Genomic DNA, 19378 nt, shown 5'->3' with positions numbered 1-19378 from the left:
ATAAAGCACAATAATTTTAAAATATAAATCATGATAAAAAATTTCAAATGGCTGCTGTTGATTTCACTAACCTTCGCAGCATGTAACAATGATGATGAGGTAGTTGTTGAAGAGCCACTAACAGCTGGTACAGCAAATTTCTCTAAATATGTGGCTTTAGGAGATTCATTTGCGGCGGGATATAGTGATGGCGCTCTTTTTAAAGCAGGTCAAAAAAATTCATACCCAAATATTTTAGCAGAACAATTTGCTTTAGTTGGCGGAGGTGTTTTTACAAATCCATTTATGGCAGATGACAATAGAGGAGGATTTTCCATTGGAGGGAATCAAATTCCTCAATTCCCAACACGGTTGTATTTTAATGGAGCAGCACCTGTAAATGTTAGCGGTGTTTCAGGAACAGTGCTTGGTGCTAGTATTTCTGGAGCTTATAGTAATATGGGTGTTCCGGGAGCCAAGGCGATACATTTAGGAATTGCAGGTTACGGACAGGCTAATCCATATTTTGGACGATTTGCAAAAACAGCAATGTCAAGTGTGCTAAAAGATGCCACGGATCAAAATCCAACTTTTTTCTCTTTATTTATTGGAGGAAACGATGTGTTAGGGTATGCGACTAATGGTGGAATACCTACTTCTCAAGATCCTGTTTCAGGAAATGATATTACACCAGCGGCAACTTTTAATTCCGCTTATAATGCTTTAGCAACTGCTCTTTCAGCTGGAGGAAGAAAAGGTGTTGTTGCCAATTTACCTTACATCAATAATCTTCCGTTTTTCACTACAGTTCCTTATAATCCAGTTCCTTTAAATGCTGCAACTGCAGCGCAGTTAAACACACAGTTGTTGGGGCCAGTAAAACAAATTCTTACGGCTCTCGGCGCTGGAAGCAGAATTAAAACACTAACGGCTTCTGCTACGAATCCTTTGTTGATAAGAGATGAAACTTTGGTGAATTATAGTGCGCAAATTACTGGGGCATTGGTGATGGCTGGTGTTCCAGCTGCTCAGGCAGGTTTAATGGGCAGTCTATATGGACAGGCACGTCATGCTAATGGTGGTGCAAATGTTGCTGATAAAGATTTTATATTACTTACCACAAGAACCGTGATTGGAACATCACAAGTTGGGGTTCCCGCACCTTTTAATACCGTTGGGGTAACTTATCCTTTGCAGGACAATAGAGTTTTAACAGCTTCGGAGGTTTCTGAAATAAAGTTAGCCACTGATGCCTATAACGTAACTATAAAAGCTGCGGCAGATGCCAACAGTTTGGCTTTTGTTGATACAGCTGCAATATTGAATCAGTTGAATAACGGAGGAATTCGTTTTGGTACTTTTCACATGACCGCTGCTTATGTGACTGGTGGTACTTTTTCTTTAGATGGAGTACATCCAAGTCCTAGAGGGTATGCTTTGATTGCCAATAAATTCGTAGAGGCTATAAATGCTAAATACGGATCTAATTTGAAAGGGGTTGATTTAGGCTTGTACGCCATTCAATATCCGGCTATTATTCCGTAATTAACTGGTGATTTTTAATAAAATAACCACCCGTTTTGTGACGTGGTGGTTATTTTTTTTTGCGGATATTGCCATATTTTATCCGTTATAAAGCCTTTTCATGATTATCTATTAAAATTATCCTTTTTTTTATAAAAAAAATTATTGATTTTATATTTTAAAAAATTATCTTTGCACACTGAAAAAAGCATTTAATCGATACGTTTCGATTGGTTCTATTTCATAAACCTAAATAGCTATTTAATAAATACATAAGTAATGTCTAAAGTAATAGGAAAAGTTGCCCAGATCATTGGCCCAGTAGTTGACGTTGTTTTCAACGGTAAGGATGTTGAACTTCCAAAAATTTATGATTCATTAGAAATCACAAAAAAAGATGGTACTTTATTAGTACTTGAAGTGCAATCTCACATTGGTGAAAACACAGTACGTACCATTTCGATGGACTCAACAGATGGTTTGAGTAGAGGTTATGAAGTAGTTGGAACAGGGAATCCTATCCAAATGCCAATTGGAGCCGATGTTTACGGTCGTTTGTTCAACGTAATTGGAGATGCCATTGATGGTTTAGGAAACTTGCCAAAAACAGGTGAAAACGGAATGTCTATTCACAGACAAGCACCAAAATTCGAAGATTTATCTACTTCTTCTGAAGTTTTATTCACAGGTATTAAAGTAATTGATTTAATTGAGCCATACTCAAAAGGGGGTAAAATTGGATTGTTCGGTGGTGCTGGAGTTGGTAAAACAGTATTGATTCAGGAGTTGATTAACAATATTGCAAAAGGTCACGGTGGACTTTCCGTATTCGCAGGAGTAGGGGAAAGAACACGTGAAGGAAATGACTTGCTTCGTGAAATGTTAGAGTCAGGAATTATAAAATACGGGGATGAATTCATGCACTCTATGGAAAATGGAGGATGGGATTTATCTAAAGTAGATATGCTAGGAATGAGAGAGTCTAAAGCTACTTTCGTTTTCGGTCAAATGAATGAGCCACCAGGAGCTCGTGCTCGTGTGGCACTTTCTGGATTATCTATCGCTGAATATTTCCGTGATGGAGCAGGAACTGATCAAGGGAAAGACGTATTGTTCTTTGTGGATAATATCTTTCGTTTTACACAAGCAGGTTCTGAGGTTTCAGCACTTTTAGGTCGTATGCCATCTGCCGTAGGGTACCAACCAACATTGGCTACTGAAATGGGTGCGATGCAAGAGCGTATTACATCAACAAACAAAGGTTCTATTACATCTGTACAAGCGGTTTACGTTCCTGCGGATGATTTAACAGATCCAGCTCCGGCTACAACTTTTGCTCACCTTGATGCTACTACTGTATTATCTCGTAAAATTGCTGAGTTAGGTATTTATCCTGCGGTTGATCCATTGGATTCAACTTCAAGAATTCTTACTCCTCAAATTTTAGGTGATGAACACTATGACTGTGCACAAAGAGTAAAAGAAATTTTGCAAAAATACAAACAATTACAAGATATCATTGCGATTCTTGGTATGGAAGAATTATCGGAAGAAGATAAATTGGCCGTTTCAAGAGCGCGCCGTGTACAGCGTTTCTTATCTCAACCTTTCCACGTTGCAGAGCAATTTACAGGATTAAAAGGAGTATTAGTTGATATCAAAGACACTATAAAAGGATTTAATATGATTATTGACGGTGAATTAGATCACTTGCCAGAATCCGCTTTTAATCTTAAAGGTACTATTGAAGAAGCTATCGAAGCTGGAGAAAAAATGTTAGCGGAAGCATAAATTAATGTTCAGTTTACAGTCTCAGTATTCCGTACTGTGACTGTAAACTGAGACTGTAAACTAAAAAATATGTTATTAGAAATAGTATCACCAGAAGCAAAATTATTTTCAGGAGAAGTAACTTCGGTTACATTGCCAGGAATTAACGGAAGTTTTCAAATATTAAATCATCATGCTCCAATTGTTTCTATATTAGGAAAAGGTGTTGTTAAAATTGCAGCTTCGAGCTTTCACTTTGGCAAAGATGTAGCGAGTAAGTTTACTAAAATAGATGATCAAAATTACACACTTGCTATTGTTTCAGGAACAATTGAAATGAAAGACAATAAAGTAATTATTTTAGCAGACTAAAATAATTTCGATAATAAAATCAAAAGCCTAACGTAAGTGTTAGGCTTTTTTTTGGAGCTATTTCCAGCTATGCGTTTCAATCTTTTGCTTTTTAAAGAAAAAATCAAAAGGATTTTCACTGCTATCTGGGCTAGACATTTTCCTTTTCCAGATTATTTTTCCTCTACAAACTCCATAATATCTTCAGGCTGGCATTCCAGAATTTCACAAATCAATTCTAAAGTTGAAAACCGAATCGCCTTTGCTTTTCCGGTTTTTAAAATAGAAAGGTTAGCAGTAGTGATTCCCATTCGTTCCGCTAGTTCATTGGAGCGCATCTTTCGTGTAGCGAGCATGTTGTCTAAGTTGATGATAATAGACATTGTTATATTGTTAGATTATTTTCAGTTTCTATGATATTTCCTTTTTTAATAACATCAGAAAAAGCTAATAACCCAATCCCAATTGCAAGTAATAATAAATACAAAATAATATCAGATAGTATTTGTTCTTTTGGCGATTGATTCATGCCCAACAGTCTAATTATGATTCCAAAAACACTTAACAGCAATAAAAGATATTCACTTCTGTTAAATCTTTCAGAGCTTTTAAAATTAAAAAAACCTTCTTTAATAAATGCTTGTACCCCTTTTTGAATATTAAATAGCGCCAGTATTAATACAGCTATCCGTACTGACATTATGTAAGGACTAAAATTACCGAAAATTGATGCCTTGTACATTAAAGTTATTGCTTCGCCAGGCATATTATATCACCGTTTCAGGGAAAATTCATTTTTAAATAATTTTTTTATAAAAAAAGCCTAACAGATTTCCAACGTCTGTTAGGCTTGGGGTTGATAAAGCTTTATTGTAAACAAACCATTAAAACAAATTACCAATTAATTATTAAAGTTATTCGGCTCCATCAGTAAGCGCTCTCTTAACAGCAAAACCTCCTACTTTCTCGCCTAATTCAAGTCCTTTTTCGCAATCGCTTCTGTAATGAATACAGCCAAACATTCTGGAGTCAGATGCTTCTTTTGCCATATTTATAAAACTTTGCGCTTTTGCAGGAATTATATGTGACAAAACCACACAGGCAGCACCACTAAAAGTAGAGTGTCCGGACACATAGGAAGGAAAATTAGGAACTCCGGTCCTTGTTTTTATAGAAGGATCGATTTGAGATGGTCGTGGGTTAAAGTAAGTGTATTTTGCATCCCAGCAGCTAATAGCCGCGTCCATCATTGCAATATTCAATAATGCCATATTTCTAGCCCAACGTACTTCACTATAATTTTGATCTACAAATAACTCACTCGCAATCGCATTCCAGTGCCCGGGAGGGGTGTAGGTTCCAACACCATCAGCCCAAAAAGAAACAATTTCCATATTCTTTCTAGATGGATTATTACCGTAACTTTTTACTTCAGCTAATTCTTTTGCAAATTGTTGTGATTTAGTAGAAGGTGGTGCCACAGGGCGATTAGCCGTGACCATTGCAGGTGTCATCAGGAATGATTTTACTTTTCCAAACAAAGGCAACATAGGTGGTCTTGCCGGTAAATCTAATGACAACCAAGGCGTTTCTCCCGTAGCAGCAGTTTGCGTCTCCAGTTGAGTCCAAAGTGCCTGGTTTCCTATAGCAGCTCCTGCTCCATCGGCTCCCGCTCTTGTTATGAATTTTGCTACAATTTTTCTACCTAGAATGATACCTGATTCTACATCACTTCGAACGTTGGCACCGCTTAGGATACGATAAAGTTTTTGTTCTTCAGCTTTTCCGTCAATGTATGCGATTTCAGTTGGGAATAATAATTTTAATAATTCAACTGTAACACCTGATAAAACACCATCTTCTGAAGGATAGGAAGGCATTGAGCTTTTTGGAATTAAAACTTGTATAGTTGCATCCACCGTAAAAGGTGCTGCTCTGTTATATAATTTTTTATAATACCAAGTGGCGACCATTGCGTCATATTGCGCCGCACTTACATAAGCATAAGCTCGGGCAGCATATGGTGGATTCGAAAATGGAAATTGCGGATTCGCAAACGGGTTCGCCCCAGATGGTGCAGAATACGTGCCGTCTTCATTTTGATATGGGGGACGATTATGTCTTGCTACTAAAGTTCGCATGATTTCATTCCAGCGTAAAACTCCACCAGCACTCCAATATTTCACTATTCTTTTTTGATCTGCTGATATATTGTTTTGGTAACTCTTTATCTCATTTATTTCTCTTGTAAATGCAGGCGTATTTGTAGCTAAGGGTAAATCTAAAGAAAATTCGTCTGGAGCAGTCAGCAAAAATGTTTTCCAGGTTCCGGCCAAAGCATCTATATTGGTAGGATTTAAGGCGTGAAATTGTTCATTTCGTTCTGTAATCTCATCACTACAGGAATAAGTACAGGCAAGAAATAAAGCCAAAATACTTTTCAAAGCTGTTTTTTGTATATTATTTTTCATCTTGGTTGTTCTTTTTTTCAAAATTAATTACATAAAATAGCCCACCATAGAAGGTGTTTGATTTCCCAACATTTCTTCCTTCTACTACATAATTATAACCACCTAAAAGTGATAATTGAGGTATTTTTTTAAATGTATATTTAGAATTAACGCCATATTTTAATGCATTCATTGTATTACTTGGAAAAGGCATATTATTTGTTGTAATGTCAAATCCTCCCGATTGTGTTACCCAATTGTCTATAACAAATTCAGCAATCAATCTACTAGATCGATATCCCGTTCTGAAATTTACTGAAATAACATCGGGCATGTTGACTTCATTTGTGTAATGGATTTCGCTAGTGAGATAGGCGTTTCTATCGATATTAATGTTGGTTCTTTTTACATACGCTCCAGATAAAGTCGAAAAGAAGTTTCCTAGTTGAAAATCGCCCATCAATCGTAAAGCTGCTGTTTTGCTTTGTAAACCAATGCTTAACGGTAAATAATCAGCGGAATAATTGGATACAGGAGTCGAAAAACTTCCTAAGGCATATAAGGAATAGGTAGCGTTGCCAGTTGTTTTTTCTAAAGGCATATATTTTACCGTTACCGATAAATCCTGCATTCCTTTTTGTCCCTCCATGGTTCCAGCAGAGGCTTTCGTTTCTACATAAGGCAAATTGAAGAGAATATTTAATTTATCAGTAATTCCATAATTCCCCATAATTCCAAATGACTGTGTCGATACAGTTCCCAGATTTAAGTTCTCTCGCTTGAAGCTTCCTTCCCAATACTGATTCCAACTACTGTATTGATAGATTGATCCAACACAAAAGTTGTTTTTGCTCATCATAATACCATCAATCTCTGTTTGAGCGCTCATTAAAACAGGCGCAAATAATAAGCAACTTAAGTAAAATTTTTTCATGTAATAAAATGGTTTAATTATAGAAAAGGACAAGTAATCTTTATTTTTTTTCTACTTTAAATCTCATGCTTCATATTCACAGTCATTTTTTTGTGTAAATTGAAGCGATAAGAATAACCAACATTAATAGAATAATCTGCAAATGCAGCGTCACCTTGTACGTGTGCGTATTTGGTAGGATCTGTAATTACTGAATTTTGTAAATTTTGATCCGCAATGTCAGCAGCACTTTGAATACGGTTTTTAACAACATTGTATGGTATGTACAAGCTTATGCCGTGCTTTCCTATACTATAAGAAAAGCCATATTCTACAGCAATTACATATCCGGGACGTCGGTACGCCACTTGACCACCAAAAGCATCATAGGCAGGAATACCTTCAAATCTTCCTGCCAATGAAACAGTGAAGTTTTCTTTTTTGTCAATGGCAGCCATAAAGCCGGCACGTCCAAAATATTGATCAGGAGATGCGTAAAAATTGTATCCTTCCAATCCTGGTTTTGGAGCTGATTTAAAGGTGCCATTTGATTCTCTTGGGTTAAATAAATAATATCCATTAGCAAAACCATAAAGTCGCCCTGTCAATTGTCGGAATGCTTGAAGTTCTAAGGAATAACCAACCCCTCCATCACCGGGTTGAATAGCTTGATCCATTACAACGTTTTTGGTAGTTCCATCAATTTGTGGCGCATCATCTCGTTCGTCATGGCTTCCTGTATTTAGCTTTACTCCTAATCCTACCATTAGGTTTCCTTTTTTAGCTGTTTTAGGATCAAAAACCCAGTAGTTAAAGCTCATGCGTGCATCAGCAATTCCTTGTGCATAAACATTATAACGGAAAGTGTTTTTTACTGGTGCTGTTTGTTTTAATACTTGAGAACGTTCATTGTTTACATAAGGTAATGTTACATTCAACTGAAGTCGGTCTGTTAATCCGTAGGAAATATTTAAGTCTATTGCATGAGAATAGATATTAACGGCATTACCGCGTTCTTTCCCGTTTTCGTCAAAACCACCTCCAGTAGTTTGACGTTGCGGCTGCTCTTCTTTTCCTACAAAGTGTCTCCAAGAATGAAAATAACGATAATTTGTTCCTACCTGAAATTCCCCTTTTTCTAAATTATAAGAGTTGGAAGAGTTCCTGTTTTGACCTCCCATTTGGCGAACCGCTACACAGCCTTGAGCGGTTATATTTTCTGAAAGAATGGAGATAAAAAAAATTGTAATAAAAATAAAAGAAGATAAAAAGGATGAAGTTTTCAAAATTTGGTTGGTTTTGTAATTAAATAGTATTGTAATAGATAAGAATAACAACTTTTTCCACTATCTAAAAAGTTGTTATTCAACAAGAAATAATTTTTTTTTTGGTTCTAATTGTCAATAAAACAAAATAGTTTTATGGCTTTCGCCAAAATTTTTCATCTTGTTTATTCGAGGTAAATGAATGAATGAAAGTAATTTGAAATCTACTTTGTTTGCGAATTATTTTAAGTCGTGATTTTAGAAAAGGACACTGCACTGTGTTTTTAAAAATATAAAAAATATACTTCCTCTCTCTCCACTAAAAAGATGAATTAAGAAACACTAAAAATTTTGTGTTGTTAAAAGTTGAATATTTTAATAAATGTTTGAGAATAAACAGTTCATCTTGACTAATAAACAATCACGAATTATCATGAGTTTACATGTACCTAATGAATGCGAATGTTTTCCATTGAACAACAAGAGTAATTAAACGAAGTCAGGGGGTGTATACGATAAAGAAAGGTATACGGAATTTAACTCTTTGTTTGGAGTGATAATTGGTTCACGAGAATTCAAATCCGTTTTTGCCGAAAAATCAATACAAATCATTTTGTTTGGAATATAATCCGGAAGAGAAGATTTCAGAAGTTTTTTAGTCGGTGATTCTTTTGAAGGCGTACTATTGAATAATTGATTGTCAACAATTTCGTTTAAATCTTTACCGATTACATCTCCATAGGAATTGCGCAAATAGTATAAACTGATTATGTTGTTTTGAATTCTTTTTTTAAAAATATGGTAACTTTTATTTTTAATTATTACATTTTCATTTACATATTCAAAATCAGTGTCTTCAATGAAAGAATATACAGAAGCATTCAAACGTATTACTTGAAACTTAGAACTAGGAACTTTCTCCATACTAGATACCCATCTTTGCTCTTTTTGGTAGGCAAACATCGCGTAGTATCCCAGGACATTGTAAAACAATGTTGTTAGTAAGAAAAGAGATGCTATTCGTTTCATATTTGTCGAAAGTAGAAAACTATTTAATATCAAAACAGCCAAAATTAAAAAAATTAGTATTTTTTAACACAAGTTTAACAAGAAATAAAATCGAAACCGTTTTCGTAAAAATTTATCAATTTTATTTTGATTGGTATTTATTCAAATGTTAATTATTAAAGAATTGCGTTTTAATTAGAACATTGTATATTTTTTCAACATTATCATCATAGGATCTAGGAGTTTATTTCCAAAAATTAATGAACGGTAAGGATATAAATCTATGAACCGAAAAAGATGCTTATTTTTGTGCGGTATGAGAAAATTTCCAGAAAATCTATCCGCTAAATTAGAGCGCCGAAAGCAAAATAATGCTTTGCGACAATTGCCTTTATCAAGTAAAGGAATTGATTTTGCTTCCAATGACTATCTCGGATTATCTAAATCAAAAACAATTTTTTACGAGACGCACCGGTATTTAATTGAAAACAATGAGATTCAAAATGGTGCGACAGGTTCCAGATTATTGTCTGGAAATCATAAACTGTATCTAGAAACCGAAAACTTCATAGCACAGTTTCATAAATCAGAGTCGGCATTAATTTTTAATTCAGGCTATGATGCCAATGTTGGCTTTTTTAGTTCGCTTCCACAAAAAGGGGATTTGATTTTATACGATGAATTGTGTCACGCTTCCATTCGGGATGGGATTCAATTGTCGAATGCCAAAGCTTATAAATTTAATCATAATGATTTTGAGGATTTAGAACGATTAATTCTTCGAAATCAAAATTCAGTTATTTATATTGTTACCGAATCCGTTTTTTCGATGGATGGAGATACACCCAATCTTGAGGAATTAGTACGAGTATCCGATAAATATAACTGTTATTTAGTTATTGATGAGGCTCATGCTTTGGGTGTTTTTGGTTCAACAGGGGAAGGATTAGTCCAAATGTTAGGTTTACAAGAACTGGTTTTTGCCCGGATTATGACTTTCGGGAAAGGATTGGGATGTCATGGAGCTGCGATTTTAGGATCTCAGGAATTGAGGGATTATTTAGTGAATTTTTCCCGAAGTTTTATTTATACAACGGGACTTTCGCCACATTCGGTTGCCACGATTCTGGTTGCGTATCAGCATTTAAAAAACGATTCGGCTCCAATTTTAAAATTAAGAGAAAACATTGTTTTTTTTAATCAGCAGAAAAATCTTTTGAGTTTAAAACCACTTTTTGTCCGAAGCAAATCAGCCATTCAATCAGCTGTTATTCCGGGAAACGAAAGGGTAAAATCCATAGCCAATCAATTGCAGGAAAAAGGTTTCGATGTTAAAGCCATACTGTCTCCCACAGTTCCAGAAGGGCAGGAGCGATTGCGATTTTGTTTGCATAGCTTTAATTCAAAAGAAGAAATCTCCGAAGTATTACGATTCTTGAGTACTTTTGTATTTTAGTTCAAAAGAACCTGTCAGGGTTTAAAACGCATAAAGGGTAAAATTATATTAAATGAAACTATTCATCACAGGAATATCTACCGATGTTGGTAAAACCATCGCGTCAGCAATTATAACAGAAGCTTTAGAAGCCGATTATTGGAAACCCATACAAGCGGGCGATTTAGAAAACTCTGACAGTCATAAAGTCAAATCGTTTTTGTCTAATAAAAATACCGTGGTTCATGCTAATAGTTATGCTTTGAATACACCAGCAAGTCCTCATCTGGCGGCTGAAATAGATGGAATTGTAATTAATTTAAAGAAAATTATTGAGCCCAAAACAGAAAATAATTTGGTCATTGAAGGAGCGGGAGGTGTTTTTGTTCCATTAAATTCAAATGACTGCGTTATAGATTTAATTCAGCCCGATTATAAAGTGATTGTTGTTTCCAGACATTATTTGGGAAGTATCAATCATACTTTACTCACAATTGAAGCATTGCAAAACCGAAAAATTACTATTGCCGGAATAATCTTCTCAGGCGAAGAAAATAAGGCTACGGAAACAATAATTCTGAACAAAACTGGTATAAAATGCATTGGAAGAATAGAACAAGAACCCTATTTTGACCAAAATGTAATCAAAGAATATGCTGATTTGTTTCTGGAGAAACTATTGGAGTTGTAACTTCTAATTTTGAAATCTGAAGTAAGGAATTGTTAATCAAAAATCAAAAATTCAAATGACTTTAACCGAAAGAGACAGCCAATATCTTTGGCATCCTTACACGCAACACAAAACTGCAGCATTGCCCATTGCCATCAAAAAAGGAGAAGGCGCTTTGCTCTGGGACGAAAATAACAAAGAATATATTGATGCAATCGCTTCCTGGTGGGTGAATCCGTACGGGCATTCGAATAAATTCATTGCCGATGCGATTTACAAACAACTCACCACATTAGAGCATGTTCTTTTTGGCGGATTTACGCATGAGCCTGCTGTTTTGGTTGCCGAAAAATTGATGGAAATTTTACCAAAAAATCAACAAAAAATATTTTTTTCTGATAATGGTTCTACGGCGGTTGAAGTAGCGATAAAGGTCGCATTACAATATTTTTTCAATACAGGAGAAAAGAGAACGACGATAATTGCTTTCGAAAATGCTTTTCATGGCGATACCTTTGCGGCAATGGCGGCAAGCGGAATTTCATTTTATACGCAAGCTTTTCAAGGAATGTTTATTGATGTGGTTCGAATTCCAGTTCCGGTTAAAGGAGAGGAGCAGAAAAGTTGTAATGCTTTAGAATTAGTTATAAAAGAGAATAACTGTGCCGGGTTTATTTATGAACCACTTGTTCAGGGAGCGGCAGGAATGGTGATGTATGAGCCGGAATCGTTGGATCAATTAATGCGAATTTGTCAGGAAAATAGAGTGCTCACCATTGCTGATGAAGTAATGACCGGTTTTGGAAAAACAGGTAAAACCTTTGCAACAGATTATCAGGTAGAAAAACCAGATATGATGTGTTTATCAAAAGCGTTAACAGGCGGTACTATTCCTATGGCGATAACCACTTTTACCCAAGAAATCTTTGAAGCTTTTTATGATGATGATATTAATAAAGCATTGTTTCACGGACATACATTCACAGCAAATCCAACGGGTTGTGCGGCGGCTTTGGCAAGTTTTGAATTGTTGCAAACTAATGAAATGCAAGCTAATATTGTTCGTGTAAATAAAAGACATTTAGATTTTCAAAAACATATAAAAAATCATCCAAAAGTAACCACAACTCGTGTGCTGGGAGTCATTTTTGCTTTAGAAATAAAAACTGAAAGCGCTGCCAGTTATTATGGAACCTTGCGCAACAAACTCTACGATTTTTTTATCGAAAACGGAATAATCCTGCGCCCTGTTGGAAATATAGTTTACATTTTGCCGCCATATATTATCACTGATGAACAATTGAAAAAAGTATATCAAGTGGTTGAAAAAGCACTGGAGATCGTTTAAATTTATAACAATTAGGCATATTTAAGTCTATATATTTTTCATAACCTTCGTGAACTTTGCGAAAAACTTCGCAACATTTACGCTTAAATAACAACTATTTTGTCTCAAATAATCTCCATAACAGCAATCGCTTCCATTTCACCTTTAGGGAATAAGTCAGAAATGATTTGGGAAAAATATCTTCAGGACAATCATTGTTTCACCGCGCATGATTTAGACCATAAAAAAACAGTCGTTGCAGTGCTCGATGCGGATTCAAAACAAATAGTTGAAGACTTAAAACAATCAGACAATAAGTATAAATCCTTAGACAAATCAGTTCTGTATGCTATGGCAGTTTCGCGTAAAGCAATAGAAAAAGCAGGGTGGACTCCAAATGACGTTTTTGGAATTAATATAGGTTCTTCTCGCGGTGCAACAGATTTATTCGAAAAACACCTTCAAGAATATTTAAAAACGGGAAAAGCGCATACACTTGCTTCGCCTACAACAACGTTGGGGAATATTTCCTCGTGGGTGAGCCATGATTTGCAAAGTGCAGGTCCGGAAATCTCGCATTCCATTACATGTTCAACAGCTTTACACGCTTTGCTTAACGGTGTGGCTTGGCTCAGAGCTGGAATGGCTGATAAATTTCTGGTGGGTGGTAGTGAGGCTCCGTTAACCGATTTTACAATTGCGCAAATGCGGGCGCTAAAAATTTATTCGAATAGTGAAGAGAAGTATCCCAATCGCGCTCTTGATTTAAAAAAGAAACAAAGCACGATGATTCTTGGTGAAGGGGCGGGAGTTTGTTGTCTTGAAATTGGTAAAAAAGAAAATGCGCAGGCTTATGTCGAGGGAATTGGTTATGCAACAGAAGTTTTAGAACATAATATTTCTATTTCGGCAGAAGCGACCTGTTTCCAGAAATCAATGAAAATGGCTTTACAAAATACGAATTTATCCGAAGTTGATGCGATTGTTATGCACGCTCCAGGAACGCTAAAAGGCGATTTAACCGAATATAGGGCGATTGAGAAAGTATTTGCTGAAAAACTTCCTTTATTGACTACCAATAAATGGAAAATTGGACACACTTTTGGCGCTTCAGGAATACTCAGTATGGAATTGGCCATTATGATGATGCAACACAATAGATTCATCGGAGTTCCTTTTACGGAAGCACAATTACAGACAAAACCGATTAGAAAAGTATTAATTAATGCCGTAGGTTTTGGTGGAAATGCGGTAAGCGTACTTTTGAGTTTGTAATTGGCTAAAAAGATGGCGCACGAATTGAAAAATATAAAATGGGTGTTAATTCGATAAATCCATGTCATCTGTGTTTCAATTCTCCAGCTCTTTAACTTTTTCAAAGACCATATTGCTTTCAAATCCTCTTCGTAGCATATAATCACAGAATTTTTTCCGTTTTTTCATCAAATTAGTTTCTCGTAAGAATTCCCAATTCCTTTCGGCTAACGTGTGAAAAGTTGTTGCATATTCTTCTGGAGATATCTCCCTTAGTGCAATGTTAATAAGAGTTTGTGTTATTTTTTTGGACTTTAATTCGTTTACTATCCTGATTTTCCCCCAATGTTTAATTCGGTGTTTTCCTCTGGCGAAACTGCATGCAAAACGTTCTTCGTTGAGAAAATTATCACTGATGAGATGAACCATAATGGTGTCAATTTCTTCCGAATCCATTTTCATGCTTCGCAATTTTTGTACTACTTCTTCATGACAGCGTTCTTGATAGGCGCAAAAATGTTCTATCTTATTTACAGCTTCTTTTATGGAATAAACTTCTTTCATTGTCGAGTTTTAAAGTTTGTAATTTAAGAATTTATAATTTGTAAAAGCGAGATATTGGTTTTGAAAACGATTGTAATTATCTTAAATAAGTTTTTAGCGATCAATTTCGAAATTATTTTTTATCACAAAAATAGATTATCAAAATCTTTAAAATCAGTATCATAACAGATGTAAGTGCATGTTAACGATTTTATTGTGTGCTAATATTTTTTTTTACTTAAAGTAATATATGAAAATGATTTCCCCCAAATCTATACTATTATGAAAATAAAATTGCTACTTACAATTTTATTAGGATTGACTCAAACCTTTGTTTTGTCGCAAAGTACTGGAGACTAAAGATCTAAAAATCCAGACTATGGAATTATGTATTTATTTGGCAATATTACGACCGATCTTATTGGGTTATACCTTCAGTAAATTGCACCCAAGGATATCCAAGTAAATATTCTGCAACTGCAGGAGCAGTTTTAATTCAATCCGATCATACTATAGTTATAAATAAGTCTGCATCAGGAAGTGTAGCCATAACTACCCAATTAATGGGAACTGTTACAATTTGAGGAACATTAACCTTTAATGGGTATGGTAATTCAACGATTGATTTTATATTAAAAAACACTTAAAATTATTGTAACTCCAATAAAAGTACTATTACATAATGGACAAATTATTACCAGTAAAATTATGAAGTAATTAATTTGTTTATCATAATTTTTGTAAGATTAAGTTAGATAAAATTGGACACTTACCTAAATTTTTTTGACATATTGTTTTAAAAAACAGTTGTTTAACTGATAGTTTTGCATGTTGTCGATTTTATTGTGTTTTTTGAAATTGTTTTTTTTATTTTAAGCTTTAATGTAAGTTTTTTCTCTTTGAAAAGCTTTTGTTAAAACTAATTTAATTATAAAAAAAATTATTGTCATGATTAAAAAAATACTTTTTACTCTTATAATAGTCTTAATTCATACACTCGGTTTTGGTGCAACTAAAACATACAATGGCCCCTCCAGTGGAGATTGGAATACAGCTGCAAATTGGTCTCCGGTCGGAATACCATCTTCTGCTGATGACATAATTATCCTATCGGGGAAAACGGTGACTATTAGCTTCGATGCAGTAGCAAAAAGCATCAGCTTATCCGGAACTTTGAAAATTAATGACGGTAAATTGCTAACAGTGGGGAGTAATTTGGTTTCAGGTGACTTTACGGTTAATGCCGGAGGTAATTTTTCGATGGGGTCTGGTAGTGACTTAGCGACTCTCGCTGTCTATGGTAATTATATAAATAATGGAATTACAGATTTTTGGAAAAGTGATGTTGTAATTTTGGGTGATTTGCTAAGTCCCGCGACTTCAACATTACAAAAGCAAGGTAACGTTGTTGTAGGTGGAAATATTATTGGAGATTTCAACATTACCGGGAGTGCAGTTGGAGTAATTTATGCTGTGAATACAAATGCTACGGTAACAATTACCCCAACATCAATTGATCAAAATGTTATACCGGGTACTCCAGTTCCACCTGAGAATACCGCTTTATTGGCTTTAGTTAATTCTGTAATTTACGGAAGTGACTGTCCCTTTACTATAAATGGGACGACTTCTGTTTCTGCATGTTTGGGCAATACTGCAACATTTTCAAGTTCAATTGCAGGAACATCTGGAAGTACACCTTCCTACCAGTGGGAGGTTAATATGGGTTCGGGTTGGAGCGATGTGCTAAATAATTCTGTTTATTCTGGTGTAAATACCGCAAATATTACAGTTAACAATATCACGTCAGGAATGAATAATTATAAATTTAGAGTTAGAATTACAATATCTGGTTGCACTGAAAAGGGAAATTATGGATTTTTAACAGTTAATCCTTCACCTACTATTACAACTCAGCCAGTAAACCAATTGGATTGTGAGGGAAGTATCGTTACTTTTAAAGCAGTAGCAAGTGGAACTGGGACACTGACCTATACTTGGCAACGTAAAAGACTTTCAGATGCTAGCTTTTCCGCTATTCCCTCTGAAACTAACGTTACTTATCCAATTCTAGGGGAAATAAAACTTGAGAATGTGGGGTCATCACTTTCCCCAAATGGAACGCAGTATCAAGTTGTTGTTTCCAATGGTACTTGTAGTATAACTTCTAATGCTGCACAACTTTTAGTAAATGAAATAACTAATATAATTTCACCGTCACTAACACCTTTTCAATCAATAACAGATGTAGCGCTATGTTATGGATCTAATTATTCTTACAATGTTGCAATTTCAAATCCCTCAAATGGACCTGTTTCATTTCAATGGAAAAGCCAGACACTATCTGGATCATGGAATAATGTCGTTGATGGAACTCATTTTTCGGGTTCTACAACAGCAACCTTGAATATAATTAATGGGACTCCTGCAGAATCTGCTAAATACCGTGTTGATGTTGTATATAGTCGAACAGGTGGAAATTGTAGTGTAAGTAGTTTTTCAAAAATCCGATTATTAACTTTTCTTCCGCAATTATTAACACCCGCTACAGTAATAACTCAGCCAACCTGCTTAGTTCCTACAGGGGTTATAAATGTGACCGTTCAAAGTGCAACAGATATGTATAGTTTTGATAATGGGGCTAATTACCAAGCCAGTAATGTCAAATCAGATTTAGTTACTGGGACATATAAGGTAATTATAAAAAATATTGGAAATTGTATTTCCTTAGTTACTAATTGCGTCATAACTGGGCCAGTTGTGTCTATGTGGAATGGAATTGCGTGGTCGCCGAGCATTCCTACAAGTATTGATAAAATAATTTTTAATGGAAATTATCTTTCATCTGGGGATTTATCGGGCTGTTCTTGTCAGATAAATTCAGGGGCGGTTGTTATCAATTCAGGTCATAATTTGTCATTAACCAATGAACTTACAGTCTCTGGAGGAACATTGACATTCGAAAATAATGCAAGTTTAATTCAAACCAATACTGGATCAGCAATTAATACAGGTAGTATAATTTATAAGAGAAACTCGACTCCCATTATTAATGATGATTACACTTATTGGTCATCTCCAACCAATGGAACGCAGTCTCTATTGAATTTCTCTCCGTTTACACAAGGAGATAAATTCTTTATTTTTAATAATGATTGGATAAACGTAGGTACCTCTAGTGCATTTTCACCAGGAATAGGCTATTCTATTCGCGCTCCCGAAGGAATAAGTGCCAGTGCTGCGGCAATTGTGCCTTTTCAGTTTGCAGGAATTCCTAATAATGGTACAATAGCAGTTCAGGTGACTTCTCAAAAAGATGCTGCAGGTTTTGAAGAAGGAATTCGGTTAGTGGGAAATCCATATCCATCTGCAATAGATGCGGATGCTTTTATTGATGCAAATATAACTGGTACCGGAACAATTAATAAAACAATAACTGGAACACTGTATTTCTGGACACACAATCATACCTTAAGTGGCAATGACTATTTAGCTACCGATTATGCAACGTATACTAAATTTGGAGGAACTGGAACAGGTTCAGCAATTTCGGGAACGGGGAATAGCAATACCCCAGTAAAATATATAGCTTCAGGACAAGGATTTTTTGTTGAAGTAGACGCTACAGGAAACGTAACTTTTAATAATGCGATGAGAGGCGCTGCAAACAATGCTAATTTTTATAAAACAGCCACTTTAAAAACAGCTTCACCAGAGTCGCATAGAGTTTGGCTTAATTTAACCAATAATTCAAAGAATTTTAGTCAGGCATTGATGGGCTATTCGTCCATGGCTACAAACGATTACGATCCTGGTGTTGATGGGATGTCTTTTGACGGAGATCAACATTCGATTTATAGTTTGATTGGAAAACGTATTTTAGCTATTCAAGCTAAAGGGTTGCCATTTGATAATACAGACACTATTCCTGTTGGTTATGTTGTAAATGTCGCCGGTAATACATCAATCAGCATTGATCATGTTGATGGAATATTTGATAAACAACAAAGTGTTTACCTAGAGGATTTAGTCCTAAATATAATTCACGATATTAAAATAGCTCCATATAATTTTAGTTCACAAGCAGGTACCTTTAATGATCGGTTCGTGCTGCGATTTAAAAATACAGGTAAAACTTTAGGAACTAATAATTTTGATAAATTAAGCAACACAGTTTTTGTTTCTAATAAAAACAAACAAATAAAACTAAATTCTTCGATTGAAATGATTGATAAAGTGCAGATTTATGATTTATTGGGAAGACTAATTTATCAAAAAATGAATGTTAATACAACAGAATTTCTTATTTCTAATTTGGTATCGAATCACCAAGCCTTATTGGTTAAAATTATATTACAAAATGGACAAACAGTCACCAAGAAAATTATTTACTAGAAGAATATTTAATGCTACTTTACATAAATGCCCTTTCGATTTCAAATATCGAGGGTATTTTTTTATTTCAATTTAAAAAATATTTTAAATTGAAATTTGTAAAAAGCCGAGAAAAGTTTGGGAAATATTAATTTAGAAAAATTAGAATCATAATTTTTCTGTTTTAAATATAAGTGCTATTTATTAAAAATAGAGAGAGTTTAGTCTTGCTTTCTTTTAAGAATATTATTTATCAAAAATTGGTTTTGAGAGTACAGAAATAACAACTTCATATCTAGGCTTCGTTGAACAAATATTATTTTTTATTATTAAGGAATGGTTAAATATCAAAAAGAACAGCTATTTACTAAGAAAGACATCAGGATTGCGAAACTTCTGTATTTATAAACGAAGTAAATTTCTATTTAATAGTGTATTTCAACAGATTTTTGTGCACTTCGTCGGTTACATTAGGTGTTATTTAAAAAATGGTCCGATATTGCAACATTAGCTAA

15 protein-coding genes are annotated in these 19378 nt (G+C 34.8%); 8 read left to right on the top strand and 7 right to left on the bottom strand.

Annotated elements, in window-relative coordinates; genetic code table 11:
• Positions 1–30 precede the first annotated feature (30 nt).
• The 3 genes from C4S35_RS01445 (at position 31) to C4S35_RS01435 (ending at position 3645) form a co-directional block, all read left to right on the top strand.
• Positions 31–1524 carry an SGNH/GDSL hydrolase family protein gene (locus C4S35_RS01445; RefSeq protein ID WP_103998452.1) on the top strand — a complete coding sequence of 498 codons (1494 nt, stop codon included), beginning with the start codon at positions 31–33 and terminating at the stop codon, positions 1522–1524.
• Positions 1525–1782: 258 nt separating this feature from the next.
• Complete coding sequence (gene atpD / locus C4S35_RS01440; RefSeq protein ID WP_103998451.1) at positions 1783–3294, top strand: F0F1 ATP synthase subunit beta; 1512 nt, start codon at positions 1783–1785, stop codon at positions 3292–3294.
• A gap of 69 nt (positions 3295–3363) precedes the next feature.
• Positions 3364–3645, top strand: coding sequence for a FoF1 ATP synthase subunit delta/epsilon (locus C4S35_RS01435; protein WP_103998450.1), 282 nt, complete (start codon positions 3364–3366; stop codon positions 3643–3645).
• 152 nt (positions 3646–3797) lie between these two features.
• Here the strand turns inward: C4S35_RS01435 and C4S35_RS01430 are convergent, their stop codons facing one another.
• The 6 genes from C4S35_RS01430 to C4S35_RS01405 form a co-directional block, all read right to left on the bottom strand.
• The gene (locus C4S35_RS01430; RefSeq protein WP_103998449.1) at positions 3798–4007 is read right to left on the bottom strand and encodes a helix-turn-helix domain-containing protein; all 210 of its coding nucleotides are present in this window, start codon (positions 4005–4007) and stop codon (positions 3798–3800) included.
• A gap of 2 nt (positions 4008–4009) precedes the next feature.
• Positions 4010–4390, bottom strand: a complete 381-nt coding sequence (locus C4S35_RS01425; RefSeq protein ID WP_103998448.1) for a hypothetical protein — start codon at positions 4388–4390, stop codon at positions 4010–4012.
• 148 nt (positions 4391–4538) lie between these two features.
• On the bottom strand, positions 4539–6095 hold the full coding sequence (locus C4S35_RS01420) for a vanadium-dependent haloperoxidase (protein ID WP_103998447.1): 1557 nt from the start codon (positions 6093–6095) through the stop codon (positions 4539–4541).
• Positions 6085–7008, bottom strand: coding sequence for a transporter family protein (locus C4S35_RS01415; protein ID WP_103998446.1), 924 nt, complete (start codon positions 7006–7008; stop codon positions 6085–6087). The genes C4S35_RS01420 and C4S35_RS01415 overlap by 11 nt, the downstream gene beginning before the upstream one ends.
• A 56-nt stretch (positions 7009–7064) precedes the next feature.
• Positions 7065–8273, bottom strand: coding sequence for a hypothetical protein (locus C4S35_RS01410; RefSeq protein WP_146059504.1), 1209 nt, complete (start codon positions 8271–8273; stop codon positions 7065–7067).
• 468 nt (positions 8274–8741) lie between these two features.
• On the bottom strand, positions 8742–9281 hold the full coding sequence (locus C4S35_RS01405; RefSeq protein WP_146059503.1) for a hypothetical protein: 540 nt from the start codon (positions 9279–9281) through the stop codon (positions 8742–8744).
• 295 nt (positions 9282–9576) lie between these two features.
• Here C4S35_RS01405 and C4S35_RS01395 point away from each other — a divergent pair, with 295 nt between their 5' ends.
• From C4S35_RS01395 to C4S35_RS01380, 4 genes are all read left to right on the top strand, one after another.
• Entirely contained in the window at positions 9577–10716 is a 1140-nt protein-coding gene (locus C4S35_RS01395; protein WP_103998442.1) for an aminotransferase class I/II-fold pyridoxal phosphate-dependent enzyme, read from the top strand.
• 52 nt (positions 10717–10768) lie between these two features.
• Positions 10769–11386 carry a dethiobiotin synthase gene (gene bioD, locus C4S35_RS01390; RefSeq protein ID WP_103998441.1) on the top strand — a complete coding sequence of 206 codons (618 nt, stop codon included), beginning with the start codon at positions 10769–10771 and terminating at the stop codon, positions 11384–11386.
• A gap of 55 nt (positions 11387–11441) precedes the next feature.
• Positions 11442–12713 (top strand): adenosylmethionine--8-amino-7-oxononanoate transaminase, encoded by a 1272-nt coding sequence (gene bioA / locus C4S35_RS01385; RefSeq protein ID WP_103998440.1) that lies wholly within the window; start codon positions 11442–11444, stop codon positions 12711–12713.
• A gap of 99 nt (positions 12714–12812) precedes the next feature.
• Positions 12813–13967: a beta-ketoacyl synthase N-terminal-like domain-containing protein gene (locus C4S35_RS01380; protein WP_103998439.1), complete on the top strand. Its 1155-nt coding sequence runs from the start codon at positions 12813–12815 to the stop codon at positions 13965–13967.
• Positions 13968–14042: 75 nt separating this feature from the next.
• On the opposite strand, the gene C4S35_RS01375 is transcribed toward C4S35_RS01380, so the two are convergent.
• On the bottom strand, positions 14043–14510 hold the full coding sequence (locus C4S35_RS01375) for a regulatory protein RecX (RefSeq protein ID WP_103998438.1): 468 nt from the start codon (positions 14508–14510) through the stop codon (positions 14043–14045).
• A gap of 927 nt (positions 14511–15437) precedes the next feature.
• On the opposite strand from C4S35_RS01375, the gene C4S35_RS01370 reads away from it, so the two are divergent.
• Positions 15438–18884, top strand: a complete 3447-nt coding sequence (locus C4S35_RS01370; protein ID WP_103998437.1) for a T9SS sorting signal type C domain-containing protein — start codon at positions 15438–15440, stop codon at positions 18882–18884.
• Positions 18885–19378 lie beyond the last annotated feature (494 nt).

Origin of the sequence: Flavobacterium urumqiense (genome assembly GCF_900108015.1) — a bacterium.
In the GTDB taxonomy this organism is placed as follows: domain Bacteria; phylum Bacteroidota; class Bacteroidia; order Flavobacteriales; family Flavobacteriaceae; genus Flavobacterium; species Flavobacterium urumqiense.
Note: the sequence above shows the minus strand (reverse complement) of the source record. Positions and strands in the feature narration are given on the sequence as shown.